The organism is Microbacterium sp. NPDC055357, from assembly GCF_053644835.1.
Map to the genome: position 1 here is coordinate 72,965 of NZ_JBSHLZ010000001.1, position 14,026 is coordinate 86,990.

At 70.7% G+C, this 14,026-nt stretch carries 12 protein-coding genes; 4 read left to right on the forward strand and 8 right to left on the reverse strand.

All coding sequences use genetic code 11. From position 1 onward, the window contains the following. Positions 1 to 359 precede the first annotated feature (359 nt). From ACWICD_RS00355 to ACWICD_RS00380, 6 genes are all read right to left on the reverse strand, one after another. Positions 360 to 1,859, reverse strand: coding sequence for a CoA-acylating methylmalonate-semialdehyde dehydrogenase (locus tag ACWICD_RS00355; RefSeq protein WP_454138964.1), 1,500 nt, complete (start codon positions 1,857 to 1,859; stop codon positions 360 to 362). Between the two features lie 45 nt (positions 1,860 to 1,904). Next, entirely contained in the window at positions 1,905 to 3,221 is a 1,317-nt protein-coding gene (locus tag ACWICD_RS00360; protein WP_454138965.1) for an aminotransferase class III-fold pyridoxal phosphate-dependent enzyme, read from the reverse strand. 117 nt (positions 3,222 to 3,338) lie between these two features. Beyond that, on the reverse strand, positions 3,339 to 4,289 hold the full coding sequence (locus tag ACWICD_RS00365) for an ABC transporter substrate-binding protein (protein WP_454138966.1): 951 nt from the start codon (positions 4,287 to 4,289) through the stop codon (positions 3,339 to 3,341). 188 nt (positions 4,290 to 4,477) lie between these two features. Then, positions 4,478 to 5,494, reverse strand: coding sequence for a TIGR03842 family LLM class F420-dependent oxidoreductase (locus ACWICD_RS00370; protein WP_454138967.1), 1,017 nt, complete (start codon positions 5,492 to 5,494; stop codon positions 4,478 to 4,480). 1 nt (position 5,495) lies between these two features. Further along, entirely contained in the window at positions 5,496 to 6,959 is a 1,464-nt protein-coding gene (gene hydA / locus ACWICD_RS00375) for a dihydropyrimidinase (protein WP_376131499.1), read from the reverse strand. Beyond that, entirely contained in the window at positions 6,956 to 7,804 is an 849-nt protein-coding gene (locus tag ACWICD_RS00380; RefSeq protein WP_376131496.1) for a nitrilase-related carbon-nitrogen hydrolase, read from the reverse strand. The genes hydA and ACWICD_RS00380 overlap by 4 nt, the downstream gene beginning before the upstream one ends. A gap of 453 nt (positions 7,805 to 8,257) precedes the next feature. On the opposite strand from ACWICD_RS00380, the gene ACWICD_RS00385 reads away from it, so the two are divergent. After that, positions 8,258 to 9,430 (forward strand): sensor histidine kinase, encoded by a 1,173-nt coding sequence (locus tag ACWICD_RS00385; RefSeq protein WP_454138968.1) that lies wholly within the window; start codon positions 8,258 to 8,260, stop codon positions 9,428 to 9,430. Then, the gene (locus ACWICD_RS00390) at positions 9,427 to 10,065 is read left to right on the forward strand and encodes a response regulator (RefSeq protein WP_454138969.1); all 639 of its coding nucleotides are present in this window, start codon (positions 9,427 to 9,429) and stop codon (positions 10,063 to 10,065) included. Before ACWICD_RS00385 ends, ACWICD_RS00390 begins: the two co-directional genes overlap by 4 nt. 26 nt (positions 10,066 to 10,091) lie before the next feature. On the opposite strand, the gene ACWICD_RS00395 is transcribed toward ACWICD_RS00390, so the two are convergent. Beyond that, the gene (locus ACWICD_RS00395; RefSeq protein WP_454138970.1) at positions 10,092 to 10,781 is read right to left on the reverse strand and encodes a hemerythrin domain-containing protein; all 690 of its coding nucleotides are present in this window, start codon (positions 10,779 to 10,781) and stop codon (positions 10,092 to 10,094) included. A gap of 134 nt (positions 10,782 to 10,915) precedes the next feature. Here ACWICD_RS00395 and ACWICD_RS00400 point away from each other — a divergent pair, with 134 nt between their 5' ends. Both ACWICD_RS00400 and ACWICD_RS00405 read left to right on the forward strand, forming a co-directional pair. Continuing rightward, positions 10,916 to 11,689, forward strand: a complete 774-nt coding sequence (locus ACWICD_RS00400; protein ID WP_454138971.1) for an ABC transporter ATP-binding protein — start codon at positions 10,916 to 10,918, stop codon at positions 11,687 to 11,689. Next, positions 11,686 to 13,155 (forward strand): ABC transporter permease, encoded by a 1,470-nt coding sequence (locus tag ACWICD_RS00405; protein ID WP_376130878.1) that lies wholly within the window; start codon positions 11,686 to 11,688, stop codon positions 13,153 to 13,155. Before ACWICD_RS00400 ends, ACWICD_RS00405 begins: the two co-directional genes overlap by 4 nt. A gap of 357 nt (positions 13,156 to 13,512) precedes the next feature. Here the strand turns inward: ACWICD_RS00405 and ACWICD_RS00410 are convergent, their stop codons facing one another. Next, positions 13,513 to 14,010 (reverse strand): hypothetical protein, encoded by a 498-nt coding sequence (locus tag ACWICD_RS00410; protein ID WP_376130876.1) that lies wholly within the window; start codon positions 14,008 to 14,010, stop codon positions 13,513 to 13,515. Positions 14,011 to 14,026: the final 16 nt, after the last annotated feature.

A 14,026-nucleotide genomic window follows, 5' to 3' on the forward strand; every position in this document is an offset into this window, starting at 1 on the left:
TCGACGGGAAAGGTCGGGTTCGGGCGGGGAGGGGGCGACGGAGGCCCGGCCCGGCCCGTCTCGGTCGTGCTGGGGAAGTCCAGGTTGAGGCCGCCGTGCGACGGGTCGAGCCGGACCCTTCCTGCCGAACCGGACGTCGTGGTGGTCGGGTTCGACGGGAAAGGTCGGGTTCGGCGAAGAGGGGGTGCGTGACGGCGGCCCGGCCGGTATCGGTCGCGCCCGGGGAAGCCCAGGTTGAGGCCGCCGTGCGACGGGTCGAGCCGAACCTTTCCTGCCGAACCGGACGTCGTGGTGGTCGGGTTCGACGGGAAAGGTCGGGTTCGGCGAAGAGGGGGTGGGCGACGGCGGCCCGGCCCGTATCAGTCGTGCTGGGGGAAGCCCAGGTTGAGGCCGCCGTGCGACGGGTCGAGCCAGCGCGATGTGATGGCCTTCTCGGCCGTGAAGAAGTCGAACCCGTGGGGCCCGTACGCTTTCGCGTCGCCGAACAGCGATGCCTTCCACCCTCCGAACGAGTGGTACGCGACGGGCACGGGGATCGGCACGTTGACGCCGATCATCCCGACCGTCGCCTCGCGCTGGAAGCGCCGCGCGGCACCGCCGTCGTTCGTGAAGATCGCCGTGCCGTTCGCGTACGGGCTGCCGTTGATGATCGACAGGCCCTGTTCATAGCCCTCCACGCGCACGATCGACAGCACCGGCCCGAAGATCTCGTCGGTGTAGACCGTCGACGAGGTGGGAACACGGTCGATGAGGGTCGGTCCGAGCCAGAAGCCGTCGGCGTCGCCATCGACCTCGACATCCCGGCCGTCGACGAGGACGTCGGCTCCGTCGGATGCCGCGACATCGATGTACGACGCGACCTTGTCGCGATGCACCTTCGTGATGAGCGGGCCCATGTCGCACCCGCGCATGCCGTCACCCGTGCGCAGCGTGCGCATGCGCTCGGCGACCTTCGCGGCGAGCACATCGGCGACCGAGTCGACGGCGAGCACGACCGAGATGGCCATGCAGCGCTCGCCCGCGGAGCCGAATCCGGCGTTCACGGCGGCATCGGCGGCGAGGTCGAGGTCGGCGTCGGGCAGCACGAGCATGTGGTTCTTCGCTCCGCCGAAGGCCTGCACGCGCTTGCCGGCCGCCGTCGCGGTCTCGTAGACGTACTTCGCGATCGGCGTCGATCCCACGAACGAGACGGCACTCACACCGGGGTTCGCCAGGAGCGCGTCGACGGCTTCCTTGTCGCCGTGCACGACATTGAGCACACCGTCGGGAAGACCCGCCTCGGTGAAGAGCTCGGCGAGCCAGTTGGCCGCGCTCGGGTCCTTCTCGCTGGGCTTCAGCACGACGGCGTTGCCCGCCGCGATCGCGATGGAGAAGAACCACAGCGGCACCATCGCCGGAAAGTTGAAGGGGCTAATGATGCCGACGACGCCGAGCGGCTGGCGCAGCGTGTACACGTCGATGCTCGTCGAGACGTTCTCCGAGTAGGCGCCCTTCGTCAGGTGCCCGAGCCCGCACGCGAACTCGACGACCTCCATGCCGCGCGCGATCTCGCCGAGGGCATCCGAGAGCACTTTGCCGTGCTCGGCGGTGAGGATCTCGGCGAGTTCCTGCTTGCGCGCATTGAGCAGCTCACGGAAGGCGAACATGACCGTCTGGCGCTTGGCGATCGATGCGTCGCGCCAGGAGCGCGCGGCATCCGAAGCCACGTCGACCGCCGCGGCGACGTCATCGGCGGTCGCGAAGCGCACCGACTTCTGCACGGTCCCGAGCGCAGGGTTGTAGACGTCTCCGGTGCGGGTGCCGGCGCCCGTCCAGGCGCCGCCGCCGACCCAGTGGTCGAGGATCGTGTTCGCGGTCATGGTGTTCCCTCCGTGGATGCTCTTCTTCGAGATAAGGGGCTGCGCTCAGCCGAGGTCGGCTTCGACGCTCGTGAGCGCCTCGTCGTAGATCGACATGGCCTCGGCCACCTCGTCGGCGGTGACGACGCACGGCGGCACGACGTGAATGCGGTTCTCCGCTGTGAAGGGCAGCAGGCCCCGAGCCATGAGCTCCTTCTTGAGTCGCGCGATGACATCGGCGCCGACCGGTTCGCGGGTCGCGCGGTCGCCGACCATGTCCAGCGCCCAGAAGACGCCTTCGCCGCGCACCTCGCCGATGAGCGGGTGATCCTCGGCGAGCTGAGCGAGCCCGGGCCCGATCGCCTCCTCCCCGATGCGGCGCGCGTTCTCGACGATGCCCTCGCTCTGCATCGCATCGATCGACGCGATGATGGATGCCGCGGCCAGTGGGTGCCCCGAATACGTCAGTCCACCGGGGAAGACGCGCTCGTCGAAGGTCGCCGCGATCGCATCCGAGATGATGACGCCGCCGACGGGAACGTAGCCCGAGTTGACGCCCTTCGCGAAGGTGATGAGGTCGGGCTCGCCGCCGTGCCCCTCGAACGCGAACCAGTTGCCGGTGCGGCCGAACCCGGCCATCACCTCGTCGAGGATGAGGACGATGCCGTGTTTATCGGCCAGTGCGCGTACGCCGGCGAGATAGCCCGGGGGCGGAGGCATGATCCCCGCCGTGCCGGGGATCGACTCGAGCAGGATCGCCGCGATCGTCTGCGGACCCTCGGACTCGATGACGCGCTCCAGATGGTGCAGGGCGCGCTCGGATTCCTCCTCCGGCGTCGTCGCCCAGAACTCGGTGCGATACAGGAAGGGCCCGAAGAAGTGCACGTGCCCGCGGGCGTACTGGTTCGGCATCCGCCGCCAGTCGCCCGTCGCGACGATCGCCGCGCCGGTGTTGCCGTGGTACGACCGGTAGGTCGAGAGCACGGTGTCGCGGCCCGTGTGCAGGCGTGCCATTCGGATCGCGTTCTCGACGGCGTCGGCGCCGCCGTTGGTGAAGAAGACCTTGTTCATCCCCTCGGGCGCCTTCTCGGCGATGCGCTCGGCAGCTCGCGCTCGCGTGAGGTTCGCCGTCGCGGGGCCGATCGTGGCGAGCAGGGCGGCCTGCTCCTGGATCGCGGCGACGACGGCCGGATGCTGGTGGCCGATGTTGACGTTGACGAGCTGGCTCGAGAAGTCGAGCAGGCGGTTGCCGGCGTGATCCCACACCCTCGTCCCTTCACCGCCCGCGATGACCGGCAGTGACAGTGCGCCCTGTGCAGACCACGAATGGAACACGTGGGCCCGGTCGAGTCGGGTCGTCTCGGCATCCAGATCGTCCGTCATGGTTCCTCCAGTCAGCGGGGTCTCCTCGGCTACGTTCGTCGTCCCGCGACCCGAGGTCAAGTGAGAGCGCGGCAGACGGGGGCCGAACCGAGACGGAACGTCGTCATCCGCGCAGCCTCAATCCGGCTGCCGGGCCCCCGCGACGCGTTCGCCCGTGATGTCGATGCGGTCCCGCTCGAGGGCGTCGAGTCCGCGTTCGATGTACTCGTTCGTGTAGGGCACGGCCGGAGCATCCCCATCGAGCAGGCGACGGGGACCCCCGGCCGCCGTGAGGGCAGCGGCGACCGCGACCTGCCAGGCCGCGTCGTCGATGATCCCGAAGCCCGCCACGGCCGGCCAGATGAGCGCGTTGACCTCGCGCATCGTCGGCACCCGGCTCGCGGACTCGTCGAGGGGACGGGCGGCGAGGACGATCTCGGACGTCTCGTCGGGGGCATCCCGCGCGAAGACCCACCCCTTGGCGGTCGCCGCGAGGAAGCGCGCCGCGACATCGGCATAGGCCTCGTCGGTCTCGAGCCGCTCCGCGTCGGCCCAGACGGCGTCGGACCACGGCGGCGATGCCGTGGGGTCGGCGAAGATATGGGCGATGGCGACGAAACCGGCGGCCGCCGTCGGATCGGCGTCCGCCTCCGCATCCGCATCCGCATCGACGTCGGGTTCGGCGGCGTCGGGGGTCGCGTCGGTGGCATCGGCACCGGCATCCGTCTCGGCGTCGGCGGGCGCGACGGCCCAGTCCAGATCGGCGACGGTGAAGCCGGACGCCGGCTCGAGTCCCTCATCGGACGGAGGCGTCTCGTCGTCGGACACGATGATCTCGACGTCGAGGCCTTCGTCCTCGTAGTAGCCGCGCTCGGCGGCGACGAGGTATCCCGCGTACCGGGTCGTGCCCGTGTCGGGCAGCTGGAGCGTCACGGGTGCGAGCTCGACCGGGTCGCCGCTCTCGAGCGCGCGGACCGGTGCCGGCCCTTCGCCGCCGGCCGTGCATCCGCTCGCGACGAGCCCGACGGCGAGCGCGATCGCTGCGCCCCAGGCGCCGTGCCTCATTCCGCGCCGCACCGCTCCGCTCACCGTCCCACGCTAACCCCTCGCGCGGACCCGGGGGAGCCCGCGCCCGCCTCAGCGCGCACCCCGTTACCCGCGAGACTGCAACGGGGGGCCGAGACTGCGGGTGAACCCCGCAGTCTCGGCGGTCGTCTGCAGTCTCGCGGTCAGCGCGGCGCGGGAGCGCCCCGGGTGGCGCTCCCGCGCACCCGGAGTCAGCGCTTCGCGGGGGCGTGCGCCGTGAGTGCGGGGATGACGGTCTCGCCGTAGACGCGGAGCGTCTCCTCCTTGCTGTCGTGCTGCAGGTAGCCGGCGAACTGCGTGACCCCGAGCTCTTGCAGCCGCTTCAGCTTGGCGATGTGCTCGTCGGCCGTACCGAGGATGCAGAAGCGGTCGACGATCTCGTCGGGCACGAAGTCGACGTGATCGTTGTCGGACTTGCCGTGCGTGTTGTAGTCGTATCCCTTGCGCCCCGCGATGTACGACGTGAGGGCCTCGGGAACCGCGCCGTGGTGGCCGTACTTCGCGACGATGTCGGCGACGTGGTTGCCGACCATCCCGCCGAACCAGCGGCACTGATCGCGCATGTGGGCGACGTCGTCGCCGATGTACATGGGCGCGGCGACGCAGATCGCGAGCGCGTCGGGGTCGCGGCCCGCTGCGGCCGCGGCATCCTTCACCGTCGTGATCATCCACTCGGCGATGTCGAGGTCGGCCAGCTGCAGGATGAACCCGTCGCCCACTTCGCCGGTGAGCTTGAGGGCCATCGGACCGTAGGCCGCGACCCAGACATCCAGGCTCGACCCGCGGCTCCACGGGAACTGCAGCGTCGCGCCGTTGTGCTCGACGGAGCGCGAATTGCCGAGCTCGCGGATGACGTGCACGGCCTCGCGCAGCTCCGCCAGCGTCGTGGGCTTGCCGCCCGTGACACGGACGGCGGAGTCACCGCGCCCGATCCCGCACACGGTGCGGTTGCCGTACATCTCGTTGAGGGTCGCGAAGACGGATGCCGTCACGGTCCAGTCGCGCGTCGCGGGATTGGTGACGAACGGCCCGACCGTGACGCGATGGGTCTCGGCGAGGATCGCCGAGTGGATGACGTACGGCTCCTGCCACAGCAGGTGCGAGTCGAAGGTCCACACGTGGCTGAAGCCGTGCGACTCGGCGAGCTTCGCCAGCTGCACGGTGCGCGCGGCGGGCGGATTGGTCTGCAGAACGACGCCGAAGTCCACGTCACACCAGGTACTGCGACAAGCCGCGCTTGAGGAACCGGCCGTCGCCCTTCGCGCCGAGATACTCCCCGCCGTCGACGATGACCCGACCGCGGGAGAGCACCGTGTCGACGTGTCCGTCGATCTCGAACCCCTCCCACGCCGAATGGTCCATGTTCATGTGGTGGGTCCGGCCCGTCGGGTTGCCGTTCTCGTCCACCGGCATCCCGATGCTCGTGTGCCCGTTCGGGTCGTAGATGACGACGTCGCCGTCGGCGCCCGGCTGGATGACGCCCTTGCGCCCGTACAGCCCGAACATGCGCGCGGGTGTCGTCGAGGTGAGCTCGACCCACCGCTCGAGCGTGATCCGGCCCGTCACGACGCCCTGGTACATGAGGTCCATGCGGTGTTCGATCGAGCCGATCCCGTTCGGGATGGCGCGGAAGTCGCCGAGCCCGAGCTCCTTCTGGTCCTTCATGCAGAACGGGCAGTGGTCGGTCGAGACCATCTGCAGGTCGTTCGTGCGCAGCGCCTGCCACATGTGGTCCTGGTGTCCCTCTTCGCGGGAGCGCAGCGGCGTCGAGCAGACCCACTTCGCCCCCTCGAATGCGCCCCACCGCTCGCTCGATGCGCCGAGCTGCTCTTCGAGAGACAGGTAGAGGTACTGCGGACAGGTCTCGCCGAACACGTTCCAACCCTTGTCCCGTGCCGCCGCGAGCTGTTCGACGGCCTGTTTCGCGCTCACGTGCACGACGTACAGCGGCGCGCCCGTGAGGTTCGCGAGCATGATGGCACGGTGCGTGGCCTCTTCCTCCATCTGCCACGCTCGAGCGATGCCGTGGAAGTACGGGTCGGTCTCGCCGCGCTCGACGAGCTGCGCCGCGAGCACGTCGATCGCGGGCCCGTTCTCGGCGTGCATCATCGTGAGCAGACCCGTGTCGCGACTCACCTGCATCGCCCGCAGCACCTGCGCATCGTCGGAGTAGAAGACACCCGGATACGCCATGAAGAGCTTGAAGCTCGAGATGCCCTCATCGACGAGGCCGCGCATCGCCCGCAGGGAGTCCTCGTCGACGCCGCCGACGATCTGGTGGAAGCCGTAATCCACGGCGCAATTGCCCGCCGCGAGTTCGTGCCAGTGCGCGAGGCCGTCCTGCACGCGCTCGCCGTAGCGCTGCACCGCGAAGTCGATGATGCTCGTCGTGCCGCCCCACGCCGCCGCGCGCGTCCCCGTCTCGAACGTGTCGCTCGCGTTCGTGCCGCCGAACGGCAGCTGCATGTGGGTGTGCGCGTCGATCCCGCCCGGGATGACGTACTTGCCGGTCGCGTCGATGACCCGCTCGACGGATGCTGCGACATCGGTGCCGAGCAGCTGCGAGCCCGGCGCGAGCACGGCCGCGATCGTCTCGCCGTCGATGAGCACGTCGGCCTGCGTTCGCCCTGTCGCCGAGACGACCGTGCCGCCGGTGATGAGTGTCGTGGTCATGGCTTCGCGATCCCCGTGTAGGAGTCGGGGCGGCGATCGCGATAGAACTGCCAGTCGTCGCGCATCTGCTGGACCATGTCCATGTCGAGATCGCGCACGAGCAGCTCCTCGTGCTCGCTCGATCCTCGCTCGCCGACGAAGTCACCGCGCGGGTCGATGATCTGGCTGGTGCCGTAGAAGGTGACCGCTTCGTCGCCGTACTCGTTGTCTTCGCGGCCCACGCGGTTGGGCTGCAGGACGAAGTAGCCGTTGGCGACCGCGGCGCACGGGCCCTCGACCTCCCACAGCCGGTTCGACAGCCCGGGCTTGGTGGCGTTGGGGTTGAACACCATGTGCGCGCCGTTCAGGCCGAGTTCGCGCCATCCCTCGGGGAAGTGCCGGTCGTAGCAGATGTACATGCCGACACGGCCGACCGCGGTTTCGAAGACGGGGTAGCCGAGGTTGCCGGGGCGGAAGTAGAACTTCTCCCAGAACTTCTCGAGGTGCGGTAGGTGGTGCTTGCGATAGATCCCGAGCACCTCGCCGTCGGCATCGACGATGACCGACGTGTTGTAGTAGACGCCCGTCTGGGCCTCTTCGTAGATCGGCAGCACCGACACCAGCCCGAGCTCTTTCGCGAGGGCGGCGAACCGCTGCACGATCGGGCCGTCGGCGGGCTCCGCGTAGCGGTAGTACTTCTGGTCCTGCGTGATGCCGAAATACGGACCGTAGAACAACTCCTGGAAGCAGATCACCTGCGCACCCTGCGCAGCGGCATCCCGTGCGAAGCCCTCGTGCTTGTCGAGCATCGATTCCTTGTCGCCCGTCCAGGTCGTCTGCGAGATCGCCGCGCGTACCGTCGTCATCGTGTCTCCGTTCAGTCACGGCTCCTGTGTCGGGACAGTCAAGCCTGCCGCAGGCGCCCGGGCAAGGGCTTTCGCGGGATCCATCGCGAGGACGCCGCCCTCACCGGCGCCCCCATCCGTCGACTTGCGCTCTGTGCGCGCGACACGCGGCGCGTCGCGCGCACAAGGCGCAAGTCGACGAAGGGGAGCGGCAGCGCCGTGCGCCGTGGACCTTCGCGCCCTGCGCCGTGGACCTTCGCGCCCTGCGCCCTGCGCCGTGCGCCGTGGACCTTCGCGCCCTGCGCGCTGCGCCGTGCGCCGCCCGCGGTGAGCCCCATCCGTCGACTTGCGCTCTGTGCGCGCGACACGCGGCGCGTCGCGCGCACGAGGCGCAAGTCGACGGGAGAGGGGTGTCGCGTGGGATACATCGCCAGACGGATGCCGCGGCTCGCGCTCTCCCGTAGCGTGAAAGCCGTGTTCCGTCGCCTGAAGCCCTACCAGATCGTCGTCGACGCGACGGCGGCGCTGGTCTTCTTCGCGGTGGCGCTTCCGATCGAGCTCGCCACGGCGGCCGGCACAGAGCTGTACCCCTCGGGCGACGTCCTCGGCGCGCTCGCCTTCGTCGTGCCGTTCACCGTCGCCGCCGCGCTGAGCCGGCTCGCTCCGGGCCTCGCCCTCGCGATCGCCTGGCTCGCGGCCGTCATCCAGATGACGCTCGGCCGCCCACCGACCTTCGCCGACCTCGCGGTGTTCGTCGTGCTGTTCGCCGCGGCCGCGTACGGGTCGAACCGCGTGTACTGGATCGGGCTCGCGTCCGCGTTCGTCGGTGCGGTCGTCATCACGGTGTACCTGCTGGCGGGGCCTCTCGTCGTGGGCGGGGCGATCACGTGGCAGACGATCCCCCTCGCGCTCGCGATCCTCATCGCCGCCGCGTTCGCCCTCGGCCTCGCCTGGACGATCGGAGCTCTCGCGCGCTCGGCGCGCCGCGCGCGGGCGAACCGCGAAGCGCAGAAGCGGGCCGAGGCCGAGGCCGTGGTCGAGCAGGAGCGCGTCCGCATCGCACGCGACATGCACGACGTCGTCGCGCATTCGCTCGCCGTCGTCATCGCGCAGGCGGACGGCGCCCGCTACGCCGCGGCCGCCGACCCCTCCGCCGCGACGACCGCGCTCGGCACGATCTCGACGACGGCGCGCTCCGCACTGTCCGACGTGCGGATGCTGCTCACACAGCTGCGTCACAGCCAGAGCGTCGGCCCGCAGCCCACCCTCGCGGACCTGGAGCAGCTGTACGCGCAGGTGCGTGCGGCGGGCGTCGAGCTGCGCGTCGCCGTCGATCCCGTGCCGCCGGGCGAGCCGCCGGCCGCCGTGCAGCTCGCGGTGTACCGCATCCTGCAGGAGGCGCTCACGAACGCGCTGCGGCATGGCGCCGGGGTGGTCTCGGTCGGGCTCGCGTGGCATCCCGACCGCGTCGACCTCGCCGTGCGCAACCCGCTGAAGCCGGGGGAGCGACCCGCCGGGACCGGCCACGGGCTCATCGGCATGGGGGAGCGTGCGCACCTCATCGGCGGGCGGTTCGACGCTGCGCCGCACGGGGCCGAATTCGTCGTGACCGCCACCTTGCCGATCCGTCAGGAGGGTTCTCGATGATCCGTGTCGTGCTCGTGGATGACCAGGCGCTGTTCCGCGCCGGCATCCGGATGCTGGTGGCATCGCAGGCCGACCTCGAGGTCGTGGGCGAAGCATCCGACGGTCGCGAAGCCATCGACGTCGTGCGGGCGACCCGCCCCGATGTCGTGCTCATGGACATCCGCATGCCCGTCATGGACGGTCTCACGGCGACCGCCGAGCTGCTCGCCGATCCGGACCCGCCGCGCATCGTCATGCTCACGACGTTCGACCTCGACGAGGCCGCGGCGCGCGCGATCCGGCAGGGGGCCAGCGGCTTCCTGCTGAAGGACGCCGAGCCGGAGTTCCTCCTCGCCGCGATCCGCACCGTGCACGCCGGATCGGCTGTCATCGCGGCATCCGCCACCCGCGACCTCTTCGCGCATTTCTCGCAGCCGAAGGCATTGAGCGTCCCTGCCGCGTTCGAGACGCTCACCGAGCGCGAGCGTGAGATCTTCGCGCTCGCGGCGCGCGGACTGTCCAACGCCGAGATCGCCGGGCGCGAATACCTCTCCGAAGCGACGGTCAAGACGCACATCAGCCGTATCCTCGCGAAGCTGGGCCTGCGCGACCGCGTGCAGCTCGTCGTCTTCGCTTTCGAGCACGGGCTCACCTGACACGCGCCCCCGTGGGAGGGCGCGCGTCAGCGCCCCTCGAGCGCCGCGCGCGTGCGCTCGTAGCGGGGCTTGCCCACCCACCGCCACATCACCCGCACCGGGGCCGGCAGGTTCTTGCGCAGCCATGCATCGCCGCCGTCGGGCTGGGATGAGACGATCGCGCCGAGCGCGTTCCACGTCTGCCCCTTCGGCGTCGAGGCGCGCCCGTGCTCCGAGAACCACTCGACCTCCTTCTGGGTGATGGTGCGCTCCATGACGGGCACGATGTTCTGCTCCTCGTCGGGCAGATGGATCGCCAGAGCCCCGTTGATCCCGTCGAGCGCCGCGAGCAGCGGTGCGGCCGTGGCGGAGGTCGCGGAGGCGCGCCACGCGGGCAGCGCAGCATCCATCGCCGTCAGCTCGGCGAGCATCGCGGCGTGATGCTGCTTCATACGTTCGACGTGGACGGCGCAGGCGGGGGAGCGCTCGACGAGAGCACCCCACAGCCTCTCGTCCTCACCGTCGTGGTGGGCGTGCAAAGCGCTCGAGAGAAGATCGAGCTGCGTCGCGACGACCTCGGCGTGCGCCGTGTTCCCGGTCCGCACCCCGCGCACGAGCGACGGCCCTTCGCGGAAGCCCGCCAGGAACATGCGGTGGATCTCGGCCATGCCACTCGCGTCGCAGGTCTTCGGTTCCGGGGAGACGGCTCCGCGGGAGGGGAGGGGTGTCGCGGCCATGATCGCTCCTTCGCGCTGACGAAGCAGAGACTACGACCAGCCGGCGTCGCGCGGAAGAGGATCATCCTCGAGATGTAGACGGATGCCCCGACAGACCGACGCGGTGGACCTCGCCCGGTTCGTACCGTCGAAGCATGGAACTGACATCGACCGATCTCGGGCTCGCCGCCCGGGTGCAGCACCTCACGAAGACCTACGGCACCGGGGCCGGCACCGTCCGCGCACTGGACGGTGTCAGCGTCGGCATCCGCCGCGGCGAGTTCACCGCGATCATGGGCCCGTCCGGCTCGGGCAAATCCACGCTCATGCACATCATGGCCGGCCTCGACGCGCCCACGAGCGGTCGGGCCTGGATCGGCGACACCGACATCACGGGTCTGTCCGACCTCGAACTGACGATCCTGCGCCGTCGCCGCGTCGGCTTCGTCTTCCAGTCCTTCAACCTCGTGCCGACCCTCGACGCCCTGGCCAACATCATGCTGCCGTTCGACCTGGACGGCCGGCGCCCGACGGTGCTCGAACGCGCGCGCATCGACGGGCTCGTCGACTCTCTCGGTCTCGCCGCCAGGCTGCGTCACCGCCCGCACGAGCTGTCCGGCGGTCAGCAGCAGCGCGTCGCGATCGCCCGGGCACTCGCGACGGCGCCCGACCTCGTCTTCGCCGACGAGCCGACCGGGAATCTCGACTCGCGCAGCGGACGGGACGTGCTCCGCCTGCTCGCCGCCGCGACGCGCGAGCACGGCCAGTCGATCGCGATGGTCACGCACGACCCGGTCGCGGCGAGCCACGCCGATCGGGTGCTGTTCCTCGGCGACGGCCGCATCGTCGCCGACAAGCCCCGCCAGAGCGCCGAAGAGATCGCCGCGTACATGCTCGCGACCGAGCTCGGCGCCGAGGTCTCGTCGTGAGCGCCACGGCGATCGATCGGATGCCGCGCCCCGAGGTCGCAGCGACCCGCGCGGCGCCTCTCGGGTACCTGCGTGAGCGGGGCATGGGTGCCAGCATCCTCGTGGCGGGGATCTCCACCGCCTTCGGTGTCGTGCTGCTCACGGCGACGACCTTCATCGGCGCGATGCTGCGGGCCGACCCGTACATCGGCGACAGCGAGACGCTCGCGATCGTCGTCTCCATCCTCACGGGGCTGCTGCTCGGTCTCGCCGTCTATGTCGCCTCGATCGTGACGGCGAACACGTTCGCGACCGTCATCGCCGGACGCACGAGGCGCATCGCGCTCCTGCGTCTCATCGGCGCCTCGGCCCGCTCGCAGCGCGCCGAGGTCGCGCGTCATGGCCTCGTCGTCGGCGCCGTCGGAGCCCTCATCGGGCTGGTGCTGGGAACCGGTCTGTCGGCGGCCGGCGTGCTCCTGGCCGAGACCGCGCTCGGACTGAAGGGACTCGACTTCACACTCGTGCGCCCCGACCTGCTGGCGCCGGCCGTGATCGTCGTGCTCACGACATGGGCGTCGGCGTGGGTGGGATCGCGCCGCGTCCTGGCGGTCACGCCGCTGCAGGCGCTCGGCAGCTCGGTCGAGGTCTCGCACGCCGACGTGGCCAGTCGCACGCGGCGCAACGTCGTGGCCGTCGTGCTGCTGAGCATCGGCGCGGCGCTGCTCGCGGTTGGAATCCTCGCGGGGCTCGTCTCGCCCCTCGGCGTCATCGTCGCTTTCGCGGGCGGAGTGCTCTCGTTCACCGGACTCGCCCTCGGGGCGACGGTCGTGATGCCGCCCGTGCTGCGGCTCGTCGGACGCGCCTTCGGCCGCTCGGCGACGGCACGCCTCGCCGCCGAGAACGCTCTGCGCCACCCGGAACGTTCGAGCCGCATGGCGATCGGCGTCGTCATGGGAGTCACACTCGTGACGATGTTCGCCGTCGCGCTGGAAACGGCCAAAGCGGTCGTCACCGCCTCGGGGGGCGGCATCCCCGATCCCGAGTTCGCCCTCGTGATCGACCTGTTCTCGGCGGTCATGATGGGCCTGGTCGCCGTGTCCGCGGTCATCGCTGCCGTCGGACTGGTCAATCTGCTCACGCTCGGCGTCGTGCAGCGGCGTCGCGAGCTGGGGCTGCTGCGCTCGCTCGGGGTCTCCAACGGCCAGGTGCGGCGCATGGTGCTGCTCGAGGCCGCGCACATCACGATCGCCTCGACGGCGCTCGGCCTCGTGCTCGGCATCGCCTACGGCTGGGCCGGGGCCCAGTCGCTGCTCGGAGCCGTGCGCGTGCCGCCGCTGTGGCTCTCGCCGACCTTCGTGCTGCCCGTCGTGCCGTTGTGGCCCATCGTCGCGATCGTCGTCGCGACGGCGGTGCTCACCCTCGTCGCGGCCGTCGTGCCGACGCGCATCGCAACGCGCGTCGCCCCCGTCGAAGCGCTCGCCGAGTAGGCGCCGAGACCGGATGCCGCCCCGCGGCCCCGTCCGTGCGGTGCTGGCGTGGGGCGGCCGGTGGTCCTGTTGCCCGGGCGGTGAACCGTACGAATCGCGTCGAACCGGACGGCGGCGACGTCGGGGTCGGCGGGATCGGTACGGCTGGGCGTGGGGCGGCCAGTGGTTGGTGGCCGGGGGCGCCGGGTCGGGGGCGCTGGGTCGGGGGGCCGGGTCGGGGACGCCGGGTCAGGGTGGCGGGGCGCGGTCGCCCGGGCGGCGAACCGCACGAATCGCGTCGAACCGGACGGCGGCGACGTCGGGTTCGACGGGATCGGTATGGGTGGGCGTGGGGCGGCCGGTGGTTGGGGCGCCGGGTCAGTCGGCGGGGTCGTGCGCCCAGGTGGGGGCGAGGGCGCGGATCCGCGCACCGCGCCACTGCCACGTCGCCCAGAGCACGGGCCAGAGGGCGGCGGCGGTCGGGCCGCCGATCACGAGGCGGTCGCGCCACAGCGTGCGGTCCGGTCGCCCGGGAATCGGCGAGACCGCCATCTGGTGATCCCACACGTCGAGGCTCGAAAGCGGCCCGGTCAGCGGGATGCCGCTGTCACGGAAGATCCGCACCGGGCCGGCAGGCTCGGCGACGGTGCGCTCGCTCACGTGGATGAGCTGCTGCCCCATCGGGATGCCGCCGAGCGCCGTCAGCTCGACGGGGATGTCGTCTCCGGGGGTCAGGCTCGTCGGCAGCCCGCCCGGAGCCATCGGTTCAAGTCCGAGGAACGGTCCGTAGAGTTCGGCGACAGCGCGTGGCGAGTGCAGGGCACGCCACGCGGCATCCGGGTCGCAATCGATCTCGAGCTTCAGCAGGATGCGCATGCTCCAGTGTCGCACC

Excerpts from the sequence above, each read along its gene's own strand:
- ACWICD_RS00355 (WP_454138964.1), bottom strand. The coding sequence starts at position 1,859 with ATGACCGCGAACACGATCCTCGACCACTGGGTCGGCGGCGGCGCCTGG.
- ACWICD_RS00360 (WP_454138965.1), bottom strand. The coding sequence starts at position 3,221 with ATGACGGACGATCTGGATGCCGAGACGACCCGACTCGACCGGGCCCAC.
- hydA (WP_376131499.1), bottom strand. The coding sequence starts at position 6,959 with ATGACCACGACACTCATCACCGGCGGCACGGTCGTCTCGGCGACAGGG.
- ACWICD_RS00380 (WP_376131496.1), bottom strand. The coding sequence starts at position 7,804 with ATGACGACGGTACGCGCGGCGATCTCGCAGACGACCTGGACGGGCGAC.
- ACWICD_RS00390 (WP_454138969.1), top strand. The coding sequence starts at position 9,427 with ATGATCCGTGTCGTGCTCGTGGATGACCAGGCGCTGTTCCGCGCCGGC.
- ACWICD_RS00395 (WP_454138970.1), bottom strand. The coding sequence starts at position 10,781 with ATGGCCGCGACACCCCTCCCCTCCCGCGGAGCCGTCTCCCCGGAACCG.
- ACWICD_RS00400 (WP_454138971.1), top strand. The coding sequence starts at position 10,916 with ATGGAACTGACATCGACCGATCTCGGGCTCGCCGCCCGGGTGCAGCAC.
- ACWICD_RS00410 (WP_376130876.1), bottom strand. The coding sequence starts at position 14,010 with ATGCGCATCCTGCTGAAGCTCGAGATCGATTGCGACCCGGATGCCGCG.